16 protein-coding genes are annotated in these 21,572 nt (G+C 46.4%); 3 read left to right on the top strand and 13 right to left on the bottom strand.

Annotated features, from left to right (window positions below; translation table 11 throughout):
• Nucleotides 1-198: 198 nt before the first annotated feature.
• Together AC3CHU_RS00985 and AC3CHU_RS00980 are read right to left on the bottom strand one after the other, a co-directional pair.
• Nucleotides 199-831 carry a 3'-5' exonuclease gene (locus tag AC3CHU_RS00985; RefSeq protein ID WP_004729733.1) on the bottom strand — a complete coding sequence of 211 codons (633 nt, stop codon included), beginning with the start codon at nucleotides 829-831 and terminating at the stop codon, nucleotides 199-201.
• An 11-nt stretch (nucleotides 832-842) separates the two neighbouring features.
• Entirely contained in the window at nucleotides 843-2,675 is a 1,833-nt protein-coding gene (locus AC3CHU_RS00980) for a DUF294 nucleotidyltransferase-like domain-containing protein (protein WP_488525464.1), read from the bottom strand.
• 232 nt (nucleotides 2,676-2,907) lie between these two features.
• Between AC3CHU_RS00980 and AC3CHU_RS00975 the strand changes: the two genes are divergently transcribed.
• Entirely contained in the window at nucleotides 2,908-4,098 is a 1,191-nt protein-coding gene (locus AC3CHU_RS00975; RefSeq protein WP_114634087.1) for a 3-phenylpropionate MFS transporter, read from the top strand.
• Between the two features lie 110 nt (nucleotides 4,099-4,208).
• The gene (locus AC3CHU_RS00970; protein ID WP_488524948.1) at nucleotides 4,209-7,640 is read left to right on the top strand and encodes a hybrid sensor histidine kinase/response regulator; all 3,432 of its coding nucleotides are present in this window, start codon (nucleotides 4,209-4,211) and stop codon (nucleotides 7,638-7,640) included.
• Between the two features lie 105 nt (nucleotides 7,641-7,745).
• Here AC3CHU_RS00970 and AC3CHU_RS00965 read toward each other — a convergent pair whose 3' ends face one another.
• The 4 genes from AC3CHU_RS00965 to AC3CHU_RS00950 form a co-directional block, all read right to left on the bottom strand.
• Nucleotides 7,746-9,131, bottom strand: a complete 1,386-nt coding sequence (locus AC3CHU_RS00965; protein WP_488524947.1) for a class II fumarate hydratase — start codon at nucleotides 9,129-9,131, stop codon at nucleotides 7,746-7,748.
• A gap of 12 nt (nucleotides 9,132-9,143) precedes the next feature.
• The gene (locus tag AC3CHU_RS00960) at nucleotides 9,144-9,530 is read right to left on the bottom strand and encodes a hypothetical protein (protein ID WP_081009021.1); all 387 of its coding nucleotides are present in this window, start codon (nucleotides 9,528-9,530) and stop codon (nucleotides 9,144-9,146) included.
• A 210-nt stretch (nucleotides 9,531-9,740) separates the two neighbouring features.
• Nucleotides 9,741-11,444, bottom strand: coding sequence for a sodium:solute symporter family protein (locus AC3CHU_RS00955; protein ID WP_054548240.1), 1,704 nt, complete (start codon nucleotides 11,442-11,444; stop codon nucleotides 9,741-9,743).
• A 10-nt stretch (nucleotides 11,445-11,454) separates the two neighbouring features.
• Nucleotides 11,455-11,721, bottom strand: coding sequence for a DUF4212 domain-containing protein (locus AC3CHU_RS00950; protein WP_004729726.1), 267 nt, complete (start codon nucleotides 11,719-11,721; stop codon nucleotides 11,455-11,457).
• A gap of 426 nt (nucleotides 11,722-12,147) precedes the next feature.
• Between AC3CHU_RS00950 and AC3CHU_RS00945 the strand changes: the two genes are divergently transcribed.
• A complete protein-coding gene (locus AC3CHU_RS00945; protein ID WP_054548239.1) occupies nucleotides 12,148-13,899 on the top strand; it encodes a potassium/proton antiporter in 1,752 nt (583 codons plus the stop codon).
• Here AC3CHU_RS00945 and AC3CHU_RS00940 read toward each other — a convergent pair.
• The 7 genes from AC3CHU_RS00940 to arcC all read right to left on the bottom strand — a co-directional run bounded on the left by AC3CHU_RS00940 (nucleotide 13,896) and on the right by arcC (nucleotide 21,539).
• Entirely contained in the window at nucleotides 13,896-14,525 is a 630-nt protein-coding gene (locus AC3CHU_RS00940; protein WP_004729724.1) for a response regulator transcription factor, read from the bottom strand. The two genes, AC3CHU_RS00945 and AC3CHU_RS00940, sit on opposite strands and share 4 nt — an antisense overlap.
• A gap of 212 nt (nucleotides 14,526-14,737) precedes the next feature.
• Entirely contained in the window at nucleotides 14,738-16,585 is a 1,848-nt protein-coding gene (locus tag AC3CHU_RS00935) for a protein-disulfide reductase DsbD (protein ID WP_488524946.1), read from the bottom strand.
• Nucleotides 16,586-16,760: 175 nt separating this feature from the next.
• The gene (locus AC3CHU_RS00930; protein ID WP_004729722.1) at nucleotides 16,761-17,249 is read right to left on the bottom strand and encodes an arginine repressor; all 489 of its coding nucleotides are present in this window, start codon (nucleotides 17,247-17,249) and stop codon (nucleotides 16,761-16,763) included.
• Between the two features lie 326 nt (nucleotides 17,250-17,575).
• Nucleotides 17,576-18,040 carry an aspartate carbamoyltransferase regulatory subunit gene (gene pyrI / locus AC3CHU_RS00925; protein WP_004729721.1) on the bottom strand — a complete coding sequence of 155 codons (465 nt, stop codon included), beginning with the start codon at nucleotides 18,038-18,040 and terminating at the stop codon, nucleotides 17,576-17,578.
• A 15-nt stretch (nucleotides 18,041-18,055) separates the two neighbouring features.
• Nucleotides 18,056-18,985: an aspartate carbamoyltransferase gene (pyrB, locus tag AC3CHU_RS00920; RefSeq protein WP_004729720.1), complete on the bottom strand. Its 930-nt coding sequence runs from the start codon at nucleotides 18,983-18,985 to the stop codon at nucleotides 18,056-18,058.
• Nucleotides 18,986-19,453: 468 nt separating this feature from the next.
• On the bottom strand, nucleotides 19,454-20,464 hold the full coding sequence (locus AC3CHU_RS00915; RefSeq protein WP_004729719.1) for an ornithine carbamoyltransferase: 1,011 nt from the start codon (nucleotides 20,462-20,464) through the stop codon (nucleotides 19,454-19,456).
• A gap of 163 nt (nucleotides 20,465-20,627) precedes the next feature.
• Nucleotides 20,628-21,539 carry a carbamate kinase gene (gene arcC / locus AC3CHU_RS00910; protein WP_004729718.1) on the bottom strand — a complete coding sequence of 304 codons (912 nt, stop codon included), beginning with the start codon at nucleotides 21,537-21,539 and terminating at the stop codon, nucleotides 20,628-20,630.
• Nucleotides 21,540-21,572 lie beyond the last annotated feature (33 nt).

Raw genomic sequence — 21,572 nt, 5'->3', positions numbered from 1 at the left:
CATTCCTAATGAACTGGCAACTTCCTTTGTGTTCAGTTTCTAGGTCTATTACAGAACCGTCGTTGTGCTATCACTCTCGGCTAGGACGGCGATTTCCACAATTAGACTTTAGGATGAGACGCCGCTTTTCACTTAAAAAATAGCGAGTTAAGTTCATTTTTGAGAGATTGCTCTCTATGTGGAAAGGCAGTAGTTGAATTAGGTATACGAAGAGTTGAAGCGCGGTAAGTCGCCGTGCTTTAGGCGAACAAAAATCAGCGCAGCGGAGATAGCATCTTGTAATGCATCATGTTTATTGACCGGGATAGGTAAATCAAGCTGACGACAGATGGCATCGATACTGAGGTCAAAATAGGCATTGGGTAGCTGCCTTTCGAGTTTGTCTTGGTAGAGCTGGCTCACTTCGACTAATCGGTTAGGCAGTGGAAATCCAAGCTGTTTTAAACAGGCACGGTCGAGAATCTTTTTATCATAGCGGATGTGATAGCCGACTAAAGGACGATTTCCGATGAAGTTCAGTAGCTCAATTAAGGCTTGTTTCTCTTCTATACCGTGCTTTAGATCTTGATGGCGAATGCGGTGGATTTTGATGGAATTGCAATCGAGTGACTGAGGTGCTCTGAGTCGAACTTCAAAAGGTTGGCTGGTAATGATTCGGTTACCGATGATCTTTGTCGCGGCAATAGTGACTAATTCCGCCTGATTAGGGTCGAGGCTGGTGGTTTCACAATCGAGCGATACATATTCATTATGCGTAGGCGTAGCAAACAGAGGCTGATAAGGAGAGCCTTTGAGCTTGTGATGCCAGTAATAACGAACCAATCTATTCATCGTTCAGCCGCCTAATCTCTTATCTGATAGTGGTAACCTAGCCATTGCTTGAATTTCTTCACCACATGTAGGCTATGACGAAGTAGATCTCTGTCTGCTCGCTCCATCAGTTTGACGTTGATCTTGTTGCTGCTGTGCTGCTGAGAAAGCCTTTGGGCTAAGCGCCACTTAAAGAATTGTTTGAGAGCTTCACTGAGATTGTCTGCGGTGCTTTGCTCTAATACCTTCTTGCTGACCAGCTGCTCAATGCGTTCGAAGGTATTGTTGACCGTGACACCATGCTCAAGACAAAGTGCTCTCACACCATGCACGATAGGGAAAATGCCGCCTTGTTTGATATCGAGCCCTGATTTGGATTTTTTTACATTGCCAAATAGGGTGAGGGGAACCGAGAAGTTCAGAGCAGGGCGGCAGAATTCAGTCAGAATCAATTCTTGTCCGAGCATCAAATCACTCAGGTGCTGCTTGACCGGTTTTAAGAGTTCTCTGTTACCCGCAACGGCGTGTGCATCCGCCATGATAGCAATATCCATCACAGTGTCTGGCGTGGCTTTTTTTACCCAACGGGTGAGCGTTTGTTTCCACTCTTTTTCTGAATGTACCCATTTCGGGTTGTTGACCATCACATTGCCCGGGCACAGTGGATAGCCCAATTGCTGCAGTGTGTGGGTGAGATCGTTCATGGCACTTTGGCATTGATGCCACTCCAAGCCATCTTGAATTATTAGCGCGTTGTCTTGATCGGTTTTGAGAATTTGTTCTCCACGGCCTTCGGAACCCAACACGATTAGGCAGCAATGATTATGCAGTGCAGGTGGGATCACCAACTCAAAAGCCTTCTCTATGATCTGTTCATTAACAGCAGAAATCAGCTCCATGATAAAGCGTGTGCGAATCCCGTTACTGAGCAAGCTCTCGACCAGTTGACGCTGTTTGTTAGAGGCCATTGACAACTCTTCAATGCTGGTGGCTCGCGCAATACGCAAAGTAAGAACGTGAGAGTGAGTGGAGAATGCACTGAGGATCTGTGTCATATCCACCATGCCAACCGCATTTAGACCATCACAAACCATCAACCTTTTTACCCGATTTCTGGTCATGGTAATCATGGCGTTAAATAAGAAGTCGCCTTGATTTACGTGCATCACCGGAAACGTCGCGATCTTGCCGACGGGCGCATCCAGTGGGAAATTATCGAGCATCACAGCATGCAATAAATTGGTTCGAGTGACGATTCCATACGGTAAGGAACATGATGATCCAAAAGCTTTTGGATCATCATGTTCCAAATGAACGAGAGCTGAGTCCAACCCTCGTTCTTTAAGGGTTTGAGTGACTTGGTTGATAGGTTGGTTCGGTTCAAGTATCAGTGGTGGGTGATAGATAGAGTCATCCACTTTGGTCAATATGAACTCGGCTAGATTCTGCTGTTGTTGGGCGGCTTCGATCAGTGCTTTACGTGTTGATAGGTTACTATCAAAGTAGGCGGCGAATTGGCCATTGGCGTGGTAAAGCTCGAGAAAAATATCAGTGGGCAGCAGATAACTTAATGTATCTTCGAGCGCGATATATTGGTGTTTGGCGTGAGGTTCAAATTGGCTTCGGACATCAAAAATATCGTCATTGGCATAGTGTGCGTAAATCTCGCCATCACTGCTCGCACGCTCTTCAACCGCGCCTTTGATCAAAATGTGCAGATGTCGGCTCGGCCTATCGGCTTCCAGTATTACTTCTTGAGAGCGGTAATACACCACGTCTAATGACGAGCGCAGCTTCAACTGTTCGGTGTCGGACAGGCTATCGAAGGGTGGGTGCTGCATATTAAATTTGTCAGGCATAAGCATCACAAGAAGAAATGGGAGTCTTTAATCAGTCTGACAAAATACCAGCGAAGCTCCAGACGACTTTAGTCTAAATGAGAGTATGGGTATCGATGAACCTGAGATATCTCGTTGAAATGCGATATCCAAGTAAATTGAATATAGGAATAGCATCCCAGTAATAATTCCCTTTTTCATCGTATGCGAGATAGGCATAATTGGTGCTGCCTTTTTCCGCACACTTTATAGGTTATTTATGTTTAGCCCTTCACCCTATGGCTGGATCTCTCAGTATTTTCTTGGTTTCTTTTTTGCGTATGGCGTGTACTTGCCATTTTGGGCGTTGTGGTTTGAAGACCAAGGCGTGTCTGCTGGTGATATTGGTGTATTGATTGGTATCGGCTTTGCGACGCGTTGTGTGGCCAACCTAGTGATTACGCCACGTATCCATAAAGTTGAACACTTGATGCCAGCTTTACGCTGTTTGAGTTTCGCCGCGCTGTTGTTTGTAGGCTTCCACTTTTTCACGGGTGGCAGTTTTATACTGATGTTGCTGGCAACGGTACTGTTTAACCTGTGTTGTGGGCCGATCATTCCTCTTTCTGACGCAATGGCTAACCATTACAGTCGTCTTAAGATGCTCGACTACGGCCGAACTCGCCTTTGGGGTTCGGTTGCTTTTATCGCGGGTTCAACCGTGGTTGGTTATCTAGTGGCTGAATTCGGCACTGACATGATTTTGTATACTGCGCTTGCCGGTGTGTTGTTGTCGTTGATTCTTGCGATGAGAAATCCCAATGTGATGCCAGTAACACAATCTGAGCAACAAGCGGTGCGACCAAAACTAGGTGAGTTACTGCGCGAGTCGTCAGTGGTGAAATTTTTAGCCTTGATGGCACTGTTGCAAGGTAGCCATGCGGCTTACTACAGCTTTAGTGCAATTTATTGGAAAGAAGCCGGTCACTCAGAAGCGATCATCGGTTATTTGTGGAGCCTTGGTGTTGTCGCTGAGGTGGCCGTATTTGCGTTAAGTAAGCGCTTATTCTCTGGTTGGTCACTGCGTACTCTGTTCGTGGTAGCGGCAATTGGGGTGATGGCTCGTTGGGGTATTACCGCGTCTACCACAGCGATTTTCGCACTGGTTACGGTGCAGCTGCTGCATGGTGTGACGTTTGCTATGGCACACATCGCAGCGATTCAATACATCCAATCTGAAGAACAGAACAAGATGGTTGCGCTACAAGCTCTCTATAATGCGATTCCATTGGGTGCCTTTATTGCACTAATGACCACCTTAAGTGGTTGGGGATATGAGCTTTGGGGTGCCAATATTTTCTGGGGTATGGCCGCAATGGGAGCACTTGCCTTGTTTATTAAGGTCGATGAAAGAAGCTCCGTGGTTGAGGTTAATCAAACAGCCTCAGCTCAATCTGATGCTCAGAATTAAAGCCTAAAGCACAGAATTTAAGCGATGCGATTGAGTTAAACGCACTTCCCTAGTTAAATGAAACCTCTCCCTTATGGAGAGGTTTTTTTATGGATGAAAAAGGGTTTTTAATGCAAGGATGGATAGTAATTCCAGTCTCTTTAGCCTATTTGGGCGTGTTGTTTTTGATCGCTTGGTATGGAGACAGGCAAGTTCGTTGGCTATCACGCTGGCGTCCATGGATATATAGCCTTTCTATTGCGGTGTATTGTACCTCTTGGACCTTCTATGGAACGGTCGGGCAGGCCAGTAACAATCCTTGGTCATTCTTACCCATCTACCTCGCCCCTATTTTAGTTTTCACGTTGGGGTGGCGGATCTTAGCTCGGCTGATCCTCATCGCGAAGCGTGAACACATCACCTCTATTGCCGACTTTATCGCGGCTCGTTATGGAAAATCTCAAGGCTTAGCGGTGGCGGTGACCATTATCGCTGTGGTTGGCATTCTTCCTTATATCGCGCTGCAATTACGCGGTATTACCATGGGCTTAGATATTGTTGCGCCAAACCTAGCCACTGATTTTGGTTATCAGGACTATCACGTCTCTTGGTTTGTTGTCGGTGCATTGGCCATTTTTACCATGCTGTTTGGCACGCGACACATCGATAACACTGAACACCACCGCGGCATGATGATGGCTGTAGCGTTTGAATCCATCGTTAAGCTTGCGGCATTTTTGATTGTTGGCTTGTTCATCATGTACCTGGCGGTGAGCAGTGACAAAATTGACTTGCTTGATGTGGCGGCTTCCACCTACGAATCGCCGAATATTCCGACCTTAATTATTCATACCGTTTTAACCATGTTGGCGATTGTCTGTCTGCCGCGCCAATTCCACACCATGGTGGTTGAGAACGAACGTCCTCAAGATTTGCATACTGCTCGCTGGCTGTTTCCGCTTTACCTGATTTTGATGGGACTGTTCGTGCTGCCAATTGCTTGGGCAGGACAAGGGTTGCTCACTGACATGCCAGCTGATACTTATGTTATCAGTGTGCCAATGGCGGAAGGTGCGAATCACATTGCTTTGTTAGCTTTCCTCGGAGGTACTTCGGCAGCGAGTGGCATGGTGATTGTATCGACCATCGCATTAGCGATCATGGTATCGAATGATTTAGTGATGCCATTGCTGCTGCGCCGTATGCGTCTAACCCAAAGAACACATCGACATTTTTCTGGCCTGTTACTGGTGATTCGACGCGGGTTAATTTTGCTGCTGTTACTTGGTGCTTGGTTGTTTTATCAGGCCCTCGATACTATCCATTCATTGTCGGCGATTGGTTTTCTTTCTTTTGCTGCGATTGCTCAGTTCGCTCCTGCATTAATTGGTGGATTGTACTGGCGTCCCGGAAACCGAAAGGGTGTCTATGTCGGGTTGCTTGTCGGTTCGGTGATCTGGCTGATTACCCTGATGAGTCAAACCAGCATGTTGGCAGGTGATAGCGAAAGCAACCTATTGTTATGGATAATCACGCCACCCGAATTGCTCAGTAGCTGGGATATCAGTAGCTCAAACTGGGGTATTGTATTGAGTATTACGCTCAATACTTTGTGTTATACCGTGGTCTCGATGACGACCAGACCAAGCCTAAGTGAGCGCTTACAATCGGCAGCATTTGTTGGTACACCACTGCCTGAAAATGAGAACATCAGCCTCTATCAGAGCCGTGTGACAGTCGCAGAATTAGAGATGTTGGCATCGCGTTTTGTGGGTCGCAAGCGAGCGAAAAGCGCCTTACACAGCTATTGGCAGCAACACGGCCAGCCGTTACTTCCTAATCAACAAGCGCCCGCAAGCCTGATTAGACACGCAGAGCGTGTGCTTGCTGGGGTGTTCGGTGCTTCGTCTGCTAAGTTAGTACTCACTTCTGCTTTACAAGGCAGAAACATGCAGCTTGAAGAGGTTGCGACTATCGTTGATGAAGCCTCTGAGCTGTACGACTTCAGTCGTGGTTTACTGCAAGGTGCGATTGAACATATTGGCCAAGGTATTGCAGTAATCGACAAGCAAATGAGGCTGGTGGCGTGGAATCAACGTTACTTAGAACTGTTTGAGTTCCCTGCTGGCTTGATTCAGGTTGGTCGACCCATTTCAGATGTGATTCGTCATAATGCTGAGCAAGGTTTGTGTGGTCCTGGCGACCCGGAAGATCACGTTCGCCGCCGTGTTTATCACCTTGAACAAGGCACCCGACATACTTCTTCTCGTATTCGTCCTGATGGTCGAGTGATTGAAGTGCAAGGTAACCCGATGCCAAGTGGTGGTTTTGTGATGAGCTTTACCGACATCACGGTATTCCGACAAGCAGAGCAAGCGCTAAAAGATGCCAATGAAAGCTTGGAATCGAGAGTGCATGAGCGTACTCAAGAGCTCGAAAAACTGAATCATCGCTTGGTAAAGGCGACGCAAATCTCTGACCAAGAATCACAATCCAAGAGTCGTTTTCTTGCGGCTGTGAGTCACGATTTGATGCAGCCATTGAATGCTGCCCGCTTGTTTGCTTCTTCGCTATCTGAGGTCGCCAAAGAACAAGAGGTCAAACAGCTTTCATCCCACATCGAGAGTGCCCTTGGTGCGGCTGAAGATCTGATTGGTGATTTGTTGGATATCTCGCGCTTGGAATCCGGTAAGTTAGAAACCAACATTCATGCGATTGCCGTGCATGATGTACTAACCAATTTGAATGCGGAATTTAGCGCTTTAGCGATACAACAAAAAATCCAGTTTCAAATGATCCCATCGTCATTGTTCATTCATTCTGACCCTAAATTATTAAGACGAGTGATTCAGAACTTTTTAACTAATGCGTTTCGCTATAACCCTGAAGGAAAAGTGGTCCTCGGTGCGAGACGAGTGAATGGTCAGGTGCGAATCGATGTGTGGGATAACGGAACCGGTATCGATGAAGACAAGCAACAAGAGATCTTTGAAGAATTTACTCGTGGTAGCCAAGTGCGTGCTGATCAGGGGTTAGGGCTAGGATTAGCCATCTCCAAAGGTATTGCCCATGTGCTTGGTCATCAAATATCGATGCGTTCATGGCCGGGTCAAGGCAGTGTCTTTTCCATCACCTTAGCGAGAGCTGAAAAGGTGGCTCCGGTTGTACAAGCTTCGACGCCAATGGCGACCAGTGATATCGAGCACTTGAAAATATTGTGTGTCGATAATGAACGAGAGATTTTAGTCGGTATGGAGAACTTGATTGGTCGTTGGGGCTGTGAGGTTAAGACAGCCGTTGATCTAGTTGAAAGTTTGAAGTGCCTAGATGATGGTTGGCAGCCGGATGTGATTTTCTCTGATTATCGTTTGGATAATGGTCGAACTGGACTCGAAGTCCTGCAGCAGTGTCGTTTACGTCTTGGGGACTCTTTTGAAGGGGTCATCATCAGTGCTGATCGAACCGATGACATGCTGGCAGCGATAAAAGCCAATAGCTTCAGCTTTATCGCTAAACCCGTCAAGCCGCTAAAACTCAGAGCGGTCTTAAATCGGGTGAGCTAATTAATGAACGGATGTAGAAAAGGCCTCGGATGAGGCCTTTTTTGTTTCAGTAAGGATTGTTAATGCCTATTCGCTTTTTAACTAACTAACTAGATAGATAACTAGCTAACCAGCAATACCACCCTGTGTCAGTGTGGTCGGATTGAGCAGTTTGCTGAGTTCGTCTCGGCTAAGATCGGTTTCTCTTTCTGCCACATCAAGAATCGGCAAGCCTTCTTTGTAGGCCTTCTTGGCAATATCTGCTGCTTTTAGGTAACCAATCACAGGGTTGAGCGCCGTCACCAGAATTGGGTTCTTTGAAAGCGCTAAGTCGAGATTGTCTTGGCGCACGGTGAAGGTGGCAATCGCTTTATCAGCCAGTGCGACTGAGCTGTTGGCTAATAGTTCTATGCTTTCTAATACGTTATGAGCAATCACAGGCAGCATTACATTCAATTGGAAGTTGCCCGATTGGCCTGCAATCGTAATGGTGGTGTCATTACCAATCACTTGCGCCGCCGCCATGGCTGCAGCCTCTGGAATCACAGGGTTGACCTTTCCTGGCATGATAGACGAGCCCGGTTGCAGTGCTTGTAACTCAATCTCCCCTAAGCCGGCCAGCGGTCCGGAGTTCATCCAACGAAGATCGTTTGAGATCTTCATGATCGCAACTGCTGCAGTTTTAAGCTGACCAGAAAACGCAACGATCGCGTCTTGACTGCTGAGGTTAAAAAAGAAGTTTTCACTCGAGGTAAAACTGATCTTTGTCGATTGAGACAGGTTACTCGCAAACTTATCGGCAAAGCGTGGGTCGGCATTGATGCCCGTACCTACCGCTGTGCCACCTTGAGCAAGCGCCTTGATTGCTGGCAAACTGCTTTCAATGGCTTGCTTGGCGTGTTCAATCTGGAACTTCCAACCACCAAGCTCTTGAGCAAAGGTAATCGGCATCGCATCCATTAGGTGAGTACGACCTGTTTTTACTACCTCAGCAAGCTCTTGCTGTTTAACGGTAAGTGCTGCAGAAAGGTGAGTTAATGCAGGCAACAATTTGTTTTCTGTCATCAAAGCAACGCTCACTTGGATCGCCGTTGGCACGACATCGTTACTGCTTTGACCCATGTTGACGTGATCATTGGGGTTCACGTCGCCTTGTAAGCTTCTTGAAGCGAGCGTGGCAATGACTTCGTTGGCATTCATGTTGGAGCTAGTACCTGAGCCCGTTTGGTAAACATCAATAGGGAATTGCTCGAGGTGTTTACCCTCAATGATCTCTTGGCTTGCTTCGGCAATTGCGTTGGCAATATCACCTTCTAATAAGCCTAATTGAGCGTTGGTATCGGCGGCGGCTTGCTTAATTAACGCCAGTGCTTGAATAAAGCGGGTTGGCATCTTGTGCGAACTAAACGCAAAGTTATCCGCGGCACGTTGAGTTTGTGCCTGGTATAGCGCATCGGCAGGAACTTTAACTTCGCCCATGCTGTCTTTCTCAATCCGAAATTCTTGGGTCATGTTCTATCCTTGTTAGCCAAGTGGGGCTTGGACTTGTTGTAGTGTCTGGCTGATATTCAAAAAACGCGCTTGGCCGTGCGGTTGCTGGCGGTAGTGGCGTTTTAAATAAAATAGTGGAGAGTGAATAGAGTCTAGGCAGATATGGCGAAAGGTGAAACTGTGGTTAGGAGACTCAATTGCTTCAATTAAATGAAAGAAAACTTGGCGTAGGTACAGTTCACACAACAGGATATTTTCTTGAGCGGCATGCTTTTCATAGTAAGCCGAAAGCGTCAGTGCGCATTCGATATAGTCTCGAATCACAAACGGTTCGTTACCTTGAACTTGCTCTAATGAAGTAAAGCGATCCTGTGCTTTGTAAAATCTCGAATAGAGAACCTGCTGCTCTTTCATCATCATTTGCATCTCTTTAATGGATGTTAATGATAATTATTATCAAATGAGGATTTAAAAACAACCCTTTCTTTAGTCTTTTTATAAAATGGCAGGAAAAAAGAAAAGCCGATACATAAAGTATCGGCTTTCTTGAGTCAGTACCTAATCCCTACAATGTAAGTACTGATTCATTTTCTAAGTACTTCTTATCCTAGTCACTAAGTCGCGAGCTTCTTAGTGGTCGTGAGCTTCACCAGCACCTTTAGGATAACGGATAGACTCAACCATCTCTTGTACATCTTCAGGAACTTCAGCGGTCACTTTGTTCACTGCAATTGATACTACAAAGTTTAGACACATACCTAGCGTACCGATGCCTTCTGGGCTGATACCAAACCACCAATTTTCCGGTGTGCTTGCTGCTGGGTTAATGAACTTGAAGTAGATGATGTAGCTTGCTGTGAAGGCAATACCTGACAACATACCTGCAATAGCGCCTTCCTTGTTCATCTTCTTGTAGAAGATACCTAGGATGATGGCAGGGAAGAAGGATGCTGCGGCTAAGCCGAAGGCAAACGCTACTACCTGAGCTACGAAACCTGGTGGATTAATACCTAAGTAACCAGCACCGACAATCGCGACCATGGCTGCCAAACGAGCGGCTAACAGCTCCTGCTTGTCGGTCATGTTTGGTCTAAATCCTTTCTTCAACAAGTCATGTGAAATCGACGTTGAGATTACCAATAGTAGACCTGCGGCTGTTGATAGTGCGGCTGCTAGGCCACCGGCTGCGAGTAGTGCTACAACCCAGTTAGGTAGTTTTGCTAGCTCTGGAGAAGCCAGTACGATGATGTCACGGTTAATCTTCATCTCGTTGCGTTCATCGCCCGAGTAGAACATTTTGCCATCGCCGTTCTTATCTTCCCAACCTACTAGGCCCGTGCTTTCCCAGTTTTTATACCAGCTTGGTGCGTCTGCTGCTGCGACACCTTGCATGTCAGGACCGTTAATCGTTTCAATCATGTTTACACGAGCGAACGCTGCAACGCCGGGTGCTGTTGTGTATAGCAATGAGATGAACAGTAGTGCCCAACCCGCTGAGATACGAGCATCACGTACTTTTGGTACTGTGAAGAAACGAATGATTACATGTGGAAGACCCGCAGTACCGACCATCAGAGCCGCACAGATGAAGAATACATCCACCATGCTCTTGTTACCTTCGGTATAGGCGGTAAATCCGAGCTCTTCGGTTAGGCCATCCAGTTTATCAAGAAGATAAACATCCGTGCCAGATAGCGTTGAACCCATACCAACTTGTGGAAGTGGGTTACCCGTCATCATGATTGAGGTAAAGATTGCTGGAACAAGAAAGGCGAAAATGAGGACACAGAATTGAGCTACCTGCGTATAAGTGATGCCTTTCATGCCACCCAGTACTGCGTAGAAGAACACAATACCCATACCAATGATGATGCCTAGGTTAATATCAACTTCTAGGAAACGAGAGAATACAACGCCAACACCACGCATCTGGCCTGCAACGTACGTAAATGATACGAAGATTGCACAGAATACCGCTACCATACGTGCTGTTTTCGAGTAGTAACGCTCACCGATGAAATCAGGAACCGTAAACTGACCGAACTTACGTAGGTAAGGTGCTAAACATAGCGCAAGTAGTACATAACCACCTGTCCAACCCATTAGGTAAACCGCACCGTCGTAACCAACGAATGAGATGATACCTGCCATTGAGATGAATGATGCTGCCGACATCCAGTCAGCGGCTGTTGCCATGCCGTTTGCTACTGGGTGTACGCCGCCGCCAGCAACGTAGAATTCACTAGTTGTTCCAGCGCGAGCCCAGATTGCGATGCCGATATATACTGCGAAAGTAATACCGACGAGAATAAACGTCCAAGTTTGAATATCCATGTTCTAGCCTCTAGTCTTCCTGTACGTTGTATTTTTTGTCCAGCTTATTCATGCGAACAACGTAAATAAATATCAACGCCACGAAGGTATAAATTGAACCTTGTTGAGCGAACCAAAAACCTAGCTTAAATCCGCCAAATTGAATGGTATTGAGGACATCCACAAATAAGATGCCAGCGCCGTAAGACACCACAAACCATATTGCGAGTAGTGTTCCCATTATTCCCAAGTTTTCCTTCCAGTAGGCTTGAGCATGTTCCGTAGATTCGAACGCCATTGCCTTCTCCTTTATTCCGTTTTCGTAGAAACCGTTTTTGTGAAACCGTTTTGTAAAATAGCGTGTTAACGTAATGTTACGATTTAGAATGTAGCAAGGATAAGTCAAGGGATCTGTGCAACTTTAGTCGGGATGGTATTAGCGCTAATGTACTGAAATATGGGAGCTAGGAGACATAACCATAGAAAAATGTGATGTTGCAGTATTGTTAAATTAGCCAAAGGTCTAACAAAAAGGGATGAATTAGACTGCGAGTCATAAAATTTAACAACTAAATGACCGAGAAACGGTATTTAGCTCTGCTTATGACACGAAGCGAAACATAAGTTTGTTATAGTAACTAAGGCACTTTCACCGACCGTGCCTTGCTAAACGGCAGAAGAACAACAGGCTTAAAGCTCGGATTTTATTCTTTGGGGGAACGAATTGGACGCAATAACCATTAACCACTTATTCTTGACTGGTGCCGTACTCATCGCCATCAGCGTGCTTTTCTCACAAGTGTCCTCTCGATTGGGCGTTCCTATTCTTTTGATCTTTTTGTTCGTTGGTATGTTAGCGGGTGAAGATGGACCCGGTAATATTCATTTCGATGATTACTCACTGACTTACTTGGTGAGTAACCTTGCGCTTGCTGTGATTCTGTTGGATGGCGGTATGCGAACCAAGGTGGCGAGCTTCAAGGTCGCTTTCTGGCCTTCGCTCTCGCTGGCGACGATAGGTGTCGCATGTACAGCAACCTTAACCGGATTAATGGCGGCTTGGCTGTTTGACTTGTCATTAATGCAGGGCATCTTGGTCGGGGCGATTGTTGGTTCAACCGATGCGGCAGCGGTATTCTCTTTGCTGAAAGGGCAAAGTCTCAATGAGCGTGTGGGTTCAACTCTAGAGATCGAATCAGGCACTAACGACCCAATGGCAGTCTTCCTGACGGTGACCTTAATTGCGCTGTTAGGTAACCCTGACGCTGAGATGGGAATGAACTTCCTACTGCAAAGTTTTGCGATGCAGTTTGGTATCGGTACTCTTGTTGGTATCGGCGGCGGCTGGGTTCTATGGAGCTTAATCAATCGAGTACAGCTGGCTGATGGCCTTTATTCCATTCTGGTACTCAGTGGGGGCGTGGCTCTGTTTGCGTTCTCTAACATGCTTGGTGGTAGTGGCATCTTATCGATTTACCTAGTCGGTCTGTTCATTGGTAATCGTCCAACTCGCTCTCGACACTCTATTCTTAATGTTCTTGATGGCATGACGTGGCTAAGCCAGATCGTGATGTTCTTGGTGCTGGGGCTATTGGTTACGCCATCGACATTGATGGACATTGCACTTCCTGCGTTAGCACTGGCTTTCGGTATGATTTTGTTTGCTCGTCCAGTGTCGGTTTGGTTGGGTTTGCTGCCGTTCAGAAGCTTTACCACCAAGGAGCGCTGGTTTGTCTCTTGGGTCGGTTTACGTGGTGCAGTGCCGATCATTTTGGCGGTTTTCCCGATGATGGCTGGCCTGCCAAATGCTCAGCTGTATTTCAATATCGCCTTCTTCGTGGTTATGGTTTCGCTGATTGTTCAGGGCGGCAGTTTAATGAAAGTCGCGAGACTCGCTAAAGTGACCTTACCACCAACGCCGACACCGATTTCTCGTACCGGCATTGAGATTTACCCGACCAGTGAGTGGGAGATGTTTGTCTACAAGCTGAAAGAGGAAAAGTGGTGTGTCGGTGAACCGCTCAAGCGTTTATCGATGCCTGAAGGGACGCGCATCACCGCACTGTTTCGACAAGATGCCTTGCTTCACCCATCGGGCAGTACCATATTAGAGGCGAACGATATTCTCTGTGTACTTGGTCAAGATAAAGATCTAAATAGCCTAAGTGAGCTGTTCAGTGAGGCACCTTTGGCAGAAGAAGCCGCTCGATTCTTTGGTGACTTCTTCTTAGATGTTGGGTTATCGGTCGCTGCGGTAAGCGATTGTTATGGTATTGAACTTGGCTCGGAAGAAGAGCGAGAAATGACGCTAAAGCAATTGGTTGATCAAGAGCTTGGGGCACACCCGGTATTAGGCGATAGCTTTGAGTGGCATGACATCACTTGGGTGGTGGCAGATATAGATGATCATAAAGTCGTCAAGCTGGGTTTATGTTTGCCTAAGACGACTTTAGAAGAGGATGTAAACGAAGCTTAATTGTGGATTTCTTGTAGCAAGATAACTGCTTGAGTTCGGTTTTTCACATCCAGTTTACGGAAGATGGCTGTCATATGTGCCTTGATGGTCGCTTCCGAAACATTCAATTCATACGCGATTTGCTTGTTCAGCAGACCGTCCGATAGCATTCCTAACACCTTGTATTGTTGAGGCGTCAATGTGGAAAGCTTTTCCGCAAGGTCGCTACAGGCTGCATTGTTGGTGATCAGTCCTTCAGGGAAGAACGGGTCGCCATTCAGCACTTGATTGAGTGCGCTGACCAATTCACGCATATCACTCGACTTAGGAATAAAGCCAAAGGCACCGTGGCTCTTTACTTGAGTGACAACGCTGGCATCCTCACTGGCAGAGATCACTACAATCGGTAAATCTGGATATTCAGCACGCAGTTGAATTAAGCCAGACATCCCATTAGCACCCGGCATCTTAAGGTCGAGAAGCAACAGGTCTGGTTCATCTTCTTTCTTTAGCAGAGTCAGTAAGGCATCGAGGGAATCAGCCTCAAGCAGGTTCGCACCACTGATCGCCATATGAACTGACTGAAACAGGGCGTTGCGAAAAAGAGGATGGTCATCAGCAATGATGATGGTATAGGTCGAGTCCATGACGTTCATACTTTTAACAATTTAGTTAATATTTATTATCATCCTGATTGAGTATGTGGACAATATCTATGCATTAAAAGTCTGAACCATATCGACTTTTATCCCCAGAATAAGAAAGCGTTACTCTGAATAGCAAAAAAGCCGCACTGCCATCTCGTTACTGAGGGGCGGTGCGGCTTTCGTTTAGGCGGATATTCCGGTGAATATTACCGTTATAGCTGGTGGTCTTGCATGTGTTTTAAGAATACATCTGCAGGCATAAAACCAGTGACACGAGCATTTGGAACATGGTTACCCTCGCCATCCCAGAACTCTATGGTTGGTAAGCCAAGTACCTGTAATTGTTTAAGCAGTTCAATGTCTTGAGGCATGTTTCTCGTTACATCAGCCTGAAGCAGGACGAAATCAGAAAGCTTGTTCTCAACATCAGCTTGATGGAAGGTGTACTTCTCAAACTCTTTACAGGCCACACACCAATCGGCGTAGAAATCGAGCATCACTGGCTTGCCGAGTTTCTTGGCTTCGATGAGCTGGATTTCTAACTCTTCAACCGTGTTGACGCGTGCAAATTGGATTTGCTGTTCAACCACCACGCTTTTTTCCGCAAACCAGTAATTCAACGCAGGTTGCGCAGAAGCGAATAGGCCGAGCATCGCGATGATACCAACAGCGCTCTGTTTCCAGCCGCCGAATGGCAGTGCATTCTTGCTGTGGTAAAGCCAACCAAAGGCGATGAAACCAAGGCCAGACCAAAGCACCGTTGCCCACAACTCAGGGATGATACGCTCTAGTAGGAAGATTGGCGCTGCTAGCAAGATAAAACCGAATACGATTTTTACCTTGTCCATCCAGCTGCCTGCTTTTGGCAGTAGCTTATTACCAAATACCGCAACTAAGATCAGCGGGATACCCATACCCATCGCTAACGCATACAGAGCAATCGCACCCGTTAATAGGTCACCACTTTGAGCGACATACAGCAGCGCACCTGACAGTGGTGCGGTGGTACAAGGTGAACACACCAAGCCCGAGATAGCGCCCATCGCGAACACGCCCAAGGTATTACCACCTTGTTGTTTGTTGCTTTGATTGTTGAGCCAGGTTTGGATACTGCTTGGTAGTTGTAGGTTATAAACGCCGAACATCGACATCGCCAACGTCACGAACAAAACACTCAGTGCGATCAGTACGTAAGGGTGTTGCATGGCCGCTTGGAACTGCATGCCTGCTGAAGCAACCACTAAACCTAATAAGGTGTAAGTCAGCGCCATGCCTTGCACGTAGATGAACGACAACATCAGCGCACGACCTTGGCTGAGCTTGCCGCCACCTAAAACGATACCCGTTAGAATCGGATACATAGGCAGTACACACGGCGTAAAGGCTAAACCAACACCGAGTGCTAAGAATAATAGAGGGGTCCACCAACTGTCACCGAGCTTATCGGCTAAGCCTGCTTCTTTTGAAACTGGGGCATTTGGCTGTTGAGTCGTGTTACTTACAACGTCTGCTTTCGGAGACGTTGGTTGCGTAGAAACATCGGTCTCGTTGCTAGCAGAAGATGAAGCTTGTGAGTCACTACCTTGCGAATTAGGAGAACCTGTTGCTGTAAACGGTTCAATGTCGATTACTCGAATTTCTGGTGGGTAGCAAAAACCAGCATCGGCACAACCTTGATACTTAACGATCAGCTGTGAGCCATCTTGGTAACTCTGTAGCGGAACTTGCACGAATAACGGCTGGGTATAAATACTCACCTCACCAAAGAATTCATCTTGGTGTGGTTGGCCATCTTCCATTTCAACATTGCCGATAGCGAGATTTTGGCCAGTGAACGAGAGGCTATGTTGATAGAGGTAGTAGCCCTCTTTTACTTGCCAATCGAGAAGGACCTTGCCGTCTTGCTGGTAGTAATTGAAAGGGAAAGCTTGGTCTACAGGGACAAAACCGTTGTTATTGCCTCCGAAGCTTGGCTCGGCGTTGTCGTTTCCAAAAAGCGCCCACGCAGGCTGGGTGAACAGGGAAACACAAACAAAAAGTAATGTGGCAAGTCGTCGCATACTATTTAGTCATCAAAATGGAGTTGAAGGTATCTTAACTCAATCAGACCGTAATAGTTTGTGATTAGTTTCATCGACCAGCAAATATCCGCTAGGGCGGGTGAGCCACTTTCTTAGGCAGTCGAGAGAGGGTTAGCTGCGCAATTGCAGTGAACAGCCCTTGCCAATAAGACATTTAGGCAACACCTAAGCGTGCTCTGACTACTTGTTCACAAGCATCGATATTCATCGTGTCTTTCGGGATAATTAGCACGGTGTCATTGCCGCCAACCGTACCGATAATCTCGGTATGTGGGTCGATATCGACTAATCTTGCGACCAACTGTGCGCAACCAGGGTTTGTTTTTACGATCACCATCGCTTGGTTGTGAGTAATTAATTCGATTTGTGATGAGATTGAGGCATCGACACGCACAGGCGCGCTTTCAACCGTGATGCAGTAAACCTTTTTACCACAGGCATTCTGAATTTTGACAACGCCAAGCTGTGACAAAATGCGAGAGACGGTCGATTGACTGATACCTGTATAGCCAATGTCGACGAGTTTCTCGCGCAGTTGGTTCTGGGTCGAGAAGCTTTGCTGTTGTAGTAAGCGTTTGCACGCGGCAGTCAGTGTTTTATCTTCAGCTGAATACAAGCAACCGTGCTCAGTGATTTGGTTCATGAACAACTCCTTAAGGTCAACGTGTTGATATCGCTTGTCCATAGCGCAGAACGCACTCCCAAAGCCGTAGAGTACGATTGTTAATTAGGGCTTACCGATGAACCCCGAAATAAGAGGGAGGGTATGCGAGATGTATGATCATCTATGCATTGAGTCTACCACTAAAGGATAGTTATCTTTTTGAAGGCGATCACCAAACAAAATTCTGGTTAATTGCTTTTATTGTGGAGTTTTATTCTTTGGTTAAGTGGATATTTATTCCGCGTTGGGAATAAATATCCATAAGTTATGAAGGGTTTTTGTTGCGGAGGTAATAGTGCTAAGGGTTAGCGAATTTCACTCATGATCTCGCGAGAGAATACTTTTTCACAGTAGTGACATTTTAGCTGTACGTTTTCGTGTTTTAGCTGCACTTTAAAGCTACTTTCGACAGGTTCACCGTGTGAAATACAGTTGCTATTTGGGCAGGCGAACACACTGTTGATTTGTTCTGGCAGCACAAGTGTGAGCTTGTTGACCACTTTGTACTCTTCAATCTGATTCACTGTCGCTTGTGGAGCGTACAGAGCCAATTGGTTAGCTTGTTCCTTGGTCAGAAAGATGTTCTCAATCTTGATTAGGTCTTTATTGCCGAGCGCTGATGATGGCAGGTTTAACCCCATCGTGATGCGTTGCTCTGTTTTATGCAGCTTGAACAGTTTGAGAATTTTAATCCCAAGATGAGCAGGGATGTGGTCAATGACGCTGCCGTTACGGATCGCTTCTACTTGTAGCTGAGTTTGTTTAACCATGACTGTATCTCCTGCTTATAAAGTGTCGTTTAGAACTAGGGCTAATAAAGCTTCACGTGCATACACACCGTTTTCGGCTTGTTCGAAGTAGTAAGCGTGTGGCGTTTTATCGACGTCAGTTGTGATTTCGTCGACGCGTGGCAGTGGGTGAAGTACCTTCATGTTTTGACGAGCGTCTTTCAGCGTATCGGCCGTCAGAATGTAAGCCGATTTCATGTGTGCGTATTCCGACGCATCAAAGCGCTCTTTCTGTACGCGAGTCATGTACAGCACATCCAGTTCAGGCACCACTTCTTCAATGCTGCTGTGGGTGCTGTATTGGATACCCATCTCTTCTAGTTCTTCACAGATGTAATCTGGCATCGCTAACACTTCTGGCGCGATAAAGAAGAAACGCACGTTATTGAATTTTGATAATGCTTGCGTCAATGAGTGCACGGTACGGCCATATTTTAGGTCGCCAACGAATGCCACATTGAGGTTATCGAGCGTGCCTTGCGTTTCGTAAATCGAGAACAGATCCAACAAGGTCTGCGTTGGGTGTTGGTTCGCACCGTCGCCACCATTCACAATTGGCACACCGTTAGAAAATTCAGAGGCTAAACGTGCTGCGCCTTCTTGCGGGTGACGCATCACAAAGGCATCAACGTAAGAAGAAATGACCTGCACCGAATCGGCAAGTGTTTCGCCTTTCTTAGCCAGTGATGTGTTTCCGCCATTATCAAAGCCGATGACGGTGCCGCCAAGGCGTTGAACTGCGGTTTCAAATGAAAGGCGAGTTCGAGTTGAAGGTTCAAAGAAGCAACTCGCGACAACCTTATTTTTCAGCAGCTCTGGATTTGGCTCTGCTTTGAGTCTTGCGGCAGTATCGACGATAAGCTCCAGTTCATCACGAGAGAGTTCTGGAATGGAGATGATGTGCTTGTTAAATAACGAATGCGCCATAACGGGTCTTCCTTTTTCTATGCATACAGTCAAATTGCGGACAAAAAAAAGCCCCCTAAAAATAGGAGGCTTCGAAACGATCAATAGAGCAAAATAAAAATGACACCAACGCCATTCTAAGGCGTATTGGTTGACAATCATGTGCGACAAAATTGCGGTTCATTTTTTGCTCTCTTAAGACAAATTGCGGAGGATTATACTCAGATAAAAAGTCCATGCAATACTTTCTGTAAAGTATTCATTTAATGGATTTTTATGCGAAATAACGTCCGTTTTAAGCTTCCGTTTAAGCCTTTGTTGGAACTGAGAATCTCAGGCTTTTTTAGGTAATAATCTATTCAACTACATGAAAAAAAATGCGAGCTTTATCCAAGGTCAAAATCCCAAGAACGCCACCCGCATTTCCCTGTCATTGCACCTAACTTATTAACGTCTTGCGAACAAGTGAGTGCTTAACTTCTTAATTGCTTAGCTGCCTAATGTCGCAACCATTACTGCTTTGATGGTATGCATGCGGTTTTCTGCTTCATCGAACACTATAGAGTATTCAGACTCGACCACTTCATCGGTCACTTCTACGCCATCTTTAAGCTGCGGATATTCAGCAGCAAGCTGTTTGCCTACTGTGGTATCTTCGCCGTGGAAAGCCGGTAGGCAGTGCATGAATTTCACATGTGGGTTGCCTGTCGCTTTGATCATGTCCATGTTGACTTGGTAAGGCATCATTAGGTTAATGCGCTCAGCCCATGCTTCTTTCGCTTCGCCCATGGATACCCAAACGTCGGTGTATAGGAAGTCACAACCTTGCACGCCTTCTTGAACATCTTCTGTTAGCGTAATTTTGCCGCCAGTGTGTTCTGCGATTTCACGACATTGAGCCAATAGCTCTTCTTGTGGCCAGAATTGTTTTGGAGCAACAAGGCGAATGTCCATGCCCATTTTCGCCGCGCCAACCATTAGAGAGTTGCCCATGTTGTTGCGAGCATCACCTAGGTAAGCAAAGCTGATTTCATGCAGTTGTTTACCACGGCCGTATTCCGTCATAGTTAGGAAGTCAGCAAGGATCTGTGTTGGGTGGAATTCGTCAGTCAGACCATTCCATACCGGTACACCTGCGTAAGCGCCTAGCTCTTCAACGATTTCTTGACCGAAGCCGCGGTATTCAATGCCATCGTACATACGGCCAAGAACGCGAGCGGTATCTTTCATTGATTCTTTGTGGCCAATTTGAGAGCCAGATGGGCCTAAGTAAGACACTCGAGCACCTTGGTCGAATGCGGCAACTTCAAATGCACAGCGAGTACGAGTGGAGGTTTTCTCAAAGATAAGCGCAATGTTTTTGCCAGTCAGTGTTGGCTGTTCGTAACCGTTGTACTTCGCTTTTTTTAGCTCCATAGAAAGATCTAACAAGTGTTGAATTTCGCGTGGAGTGAAATCTAGTAGTTTTAGGAAGTTACGATTGCGTAGGTTAAAAGCCATGATGTATTCCTTCTTAGATTTAGGCGCTTTCTTGTTACAGGGAAAGAAAATTCAAGAAAGCGCGATTCAATTTTTTAGTTAAATTTGTTCGGTTCTGTTTGTTTCGTTTAATTCTGTTTTCGCAAGCTTTAAGTTTTTCAAGATGATAAAGCTCGCTAGTGCGTTAACCTTTGGTGATATTGGTGCCCGCTTGGCCTTGCAGGATTTGCAAACCATCTTCGAGTGCACCGATACCCACTACTTTGCCGCCTTGCTGAATGAATTCGCACGATGCTTCAATTTTTGGCCCCATCGAGCCTGCATCAAATGTGAACTTCGCCAATTCGCTTGGTGTGGTGCTGCGCAGTGCGTGTTGAGTTGGCTTGCCCCAATCAAGGTACACAGCCTCAGCATCGGTCAAAATAAGCAGCGCATCCGCATCCAGTTGTTTCGCCAAGAAAGCCGCTGACATGTCTTTGTCGATAACCGCTTCAACACCCACTAATTTGCCATTCTCTTTTTTCACTGGGATGCCACCACCGCCAGTACAAATTACTAGGTGACCCGCATCGATAAGCTGTGTGATCGCTTCGTGCTCAACAATGCCGGTAGGGCGTGGGCTTGGTACCACGCGACGGAAATGTTGGCCGTCAGGTTTTACTATCCAGTGGAATTTCTCCGCTAATTCACGCGCTTCTGCTTCTTCGTAGATAGGACCAATCGGCTTTGTTGGATCCGCAAATGCTGGATCGTTTGGATCAACCGTCATTTGAGTCAACATGCACGAGATGTTGCGGTCAGGCAGGTAGTTCTTGAACTCTTGCATCAGCATGTAGCCGATCATGCCTTGAGTTTCACTGCCCAATACATCCAGCGGATACGGGTTTACTTTTTTGTATTCCAAACCTTGCAGAGCAAGTAAACCAACTTGTGGGCCATTACCGTGTACTAGAACCACGTTGTACACTTTCGCGATTTCAGAGATGGTTTTAACCGCGGTTTCAATATTACGGCGTTGAACATCGGCTTCTAACGGCTCACCGCGACGAAGTAGGGCGTTACCGCCGAGTGCAACAACAACAGTTTGCTTAGTCATAATTGTGTTCTCTCATTTTGGCCAAGTTGAGAT

It is taken from the genome of Vibrio sp. QJM3NY_39, from assembly GCF_057785895.1.
Note: the sequence above shows the minus strand (reverse complement) of the source record. Positions and strands in the feature narration are given on the sequence as shown.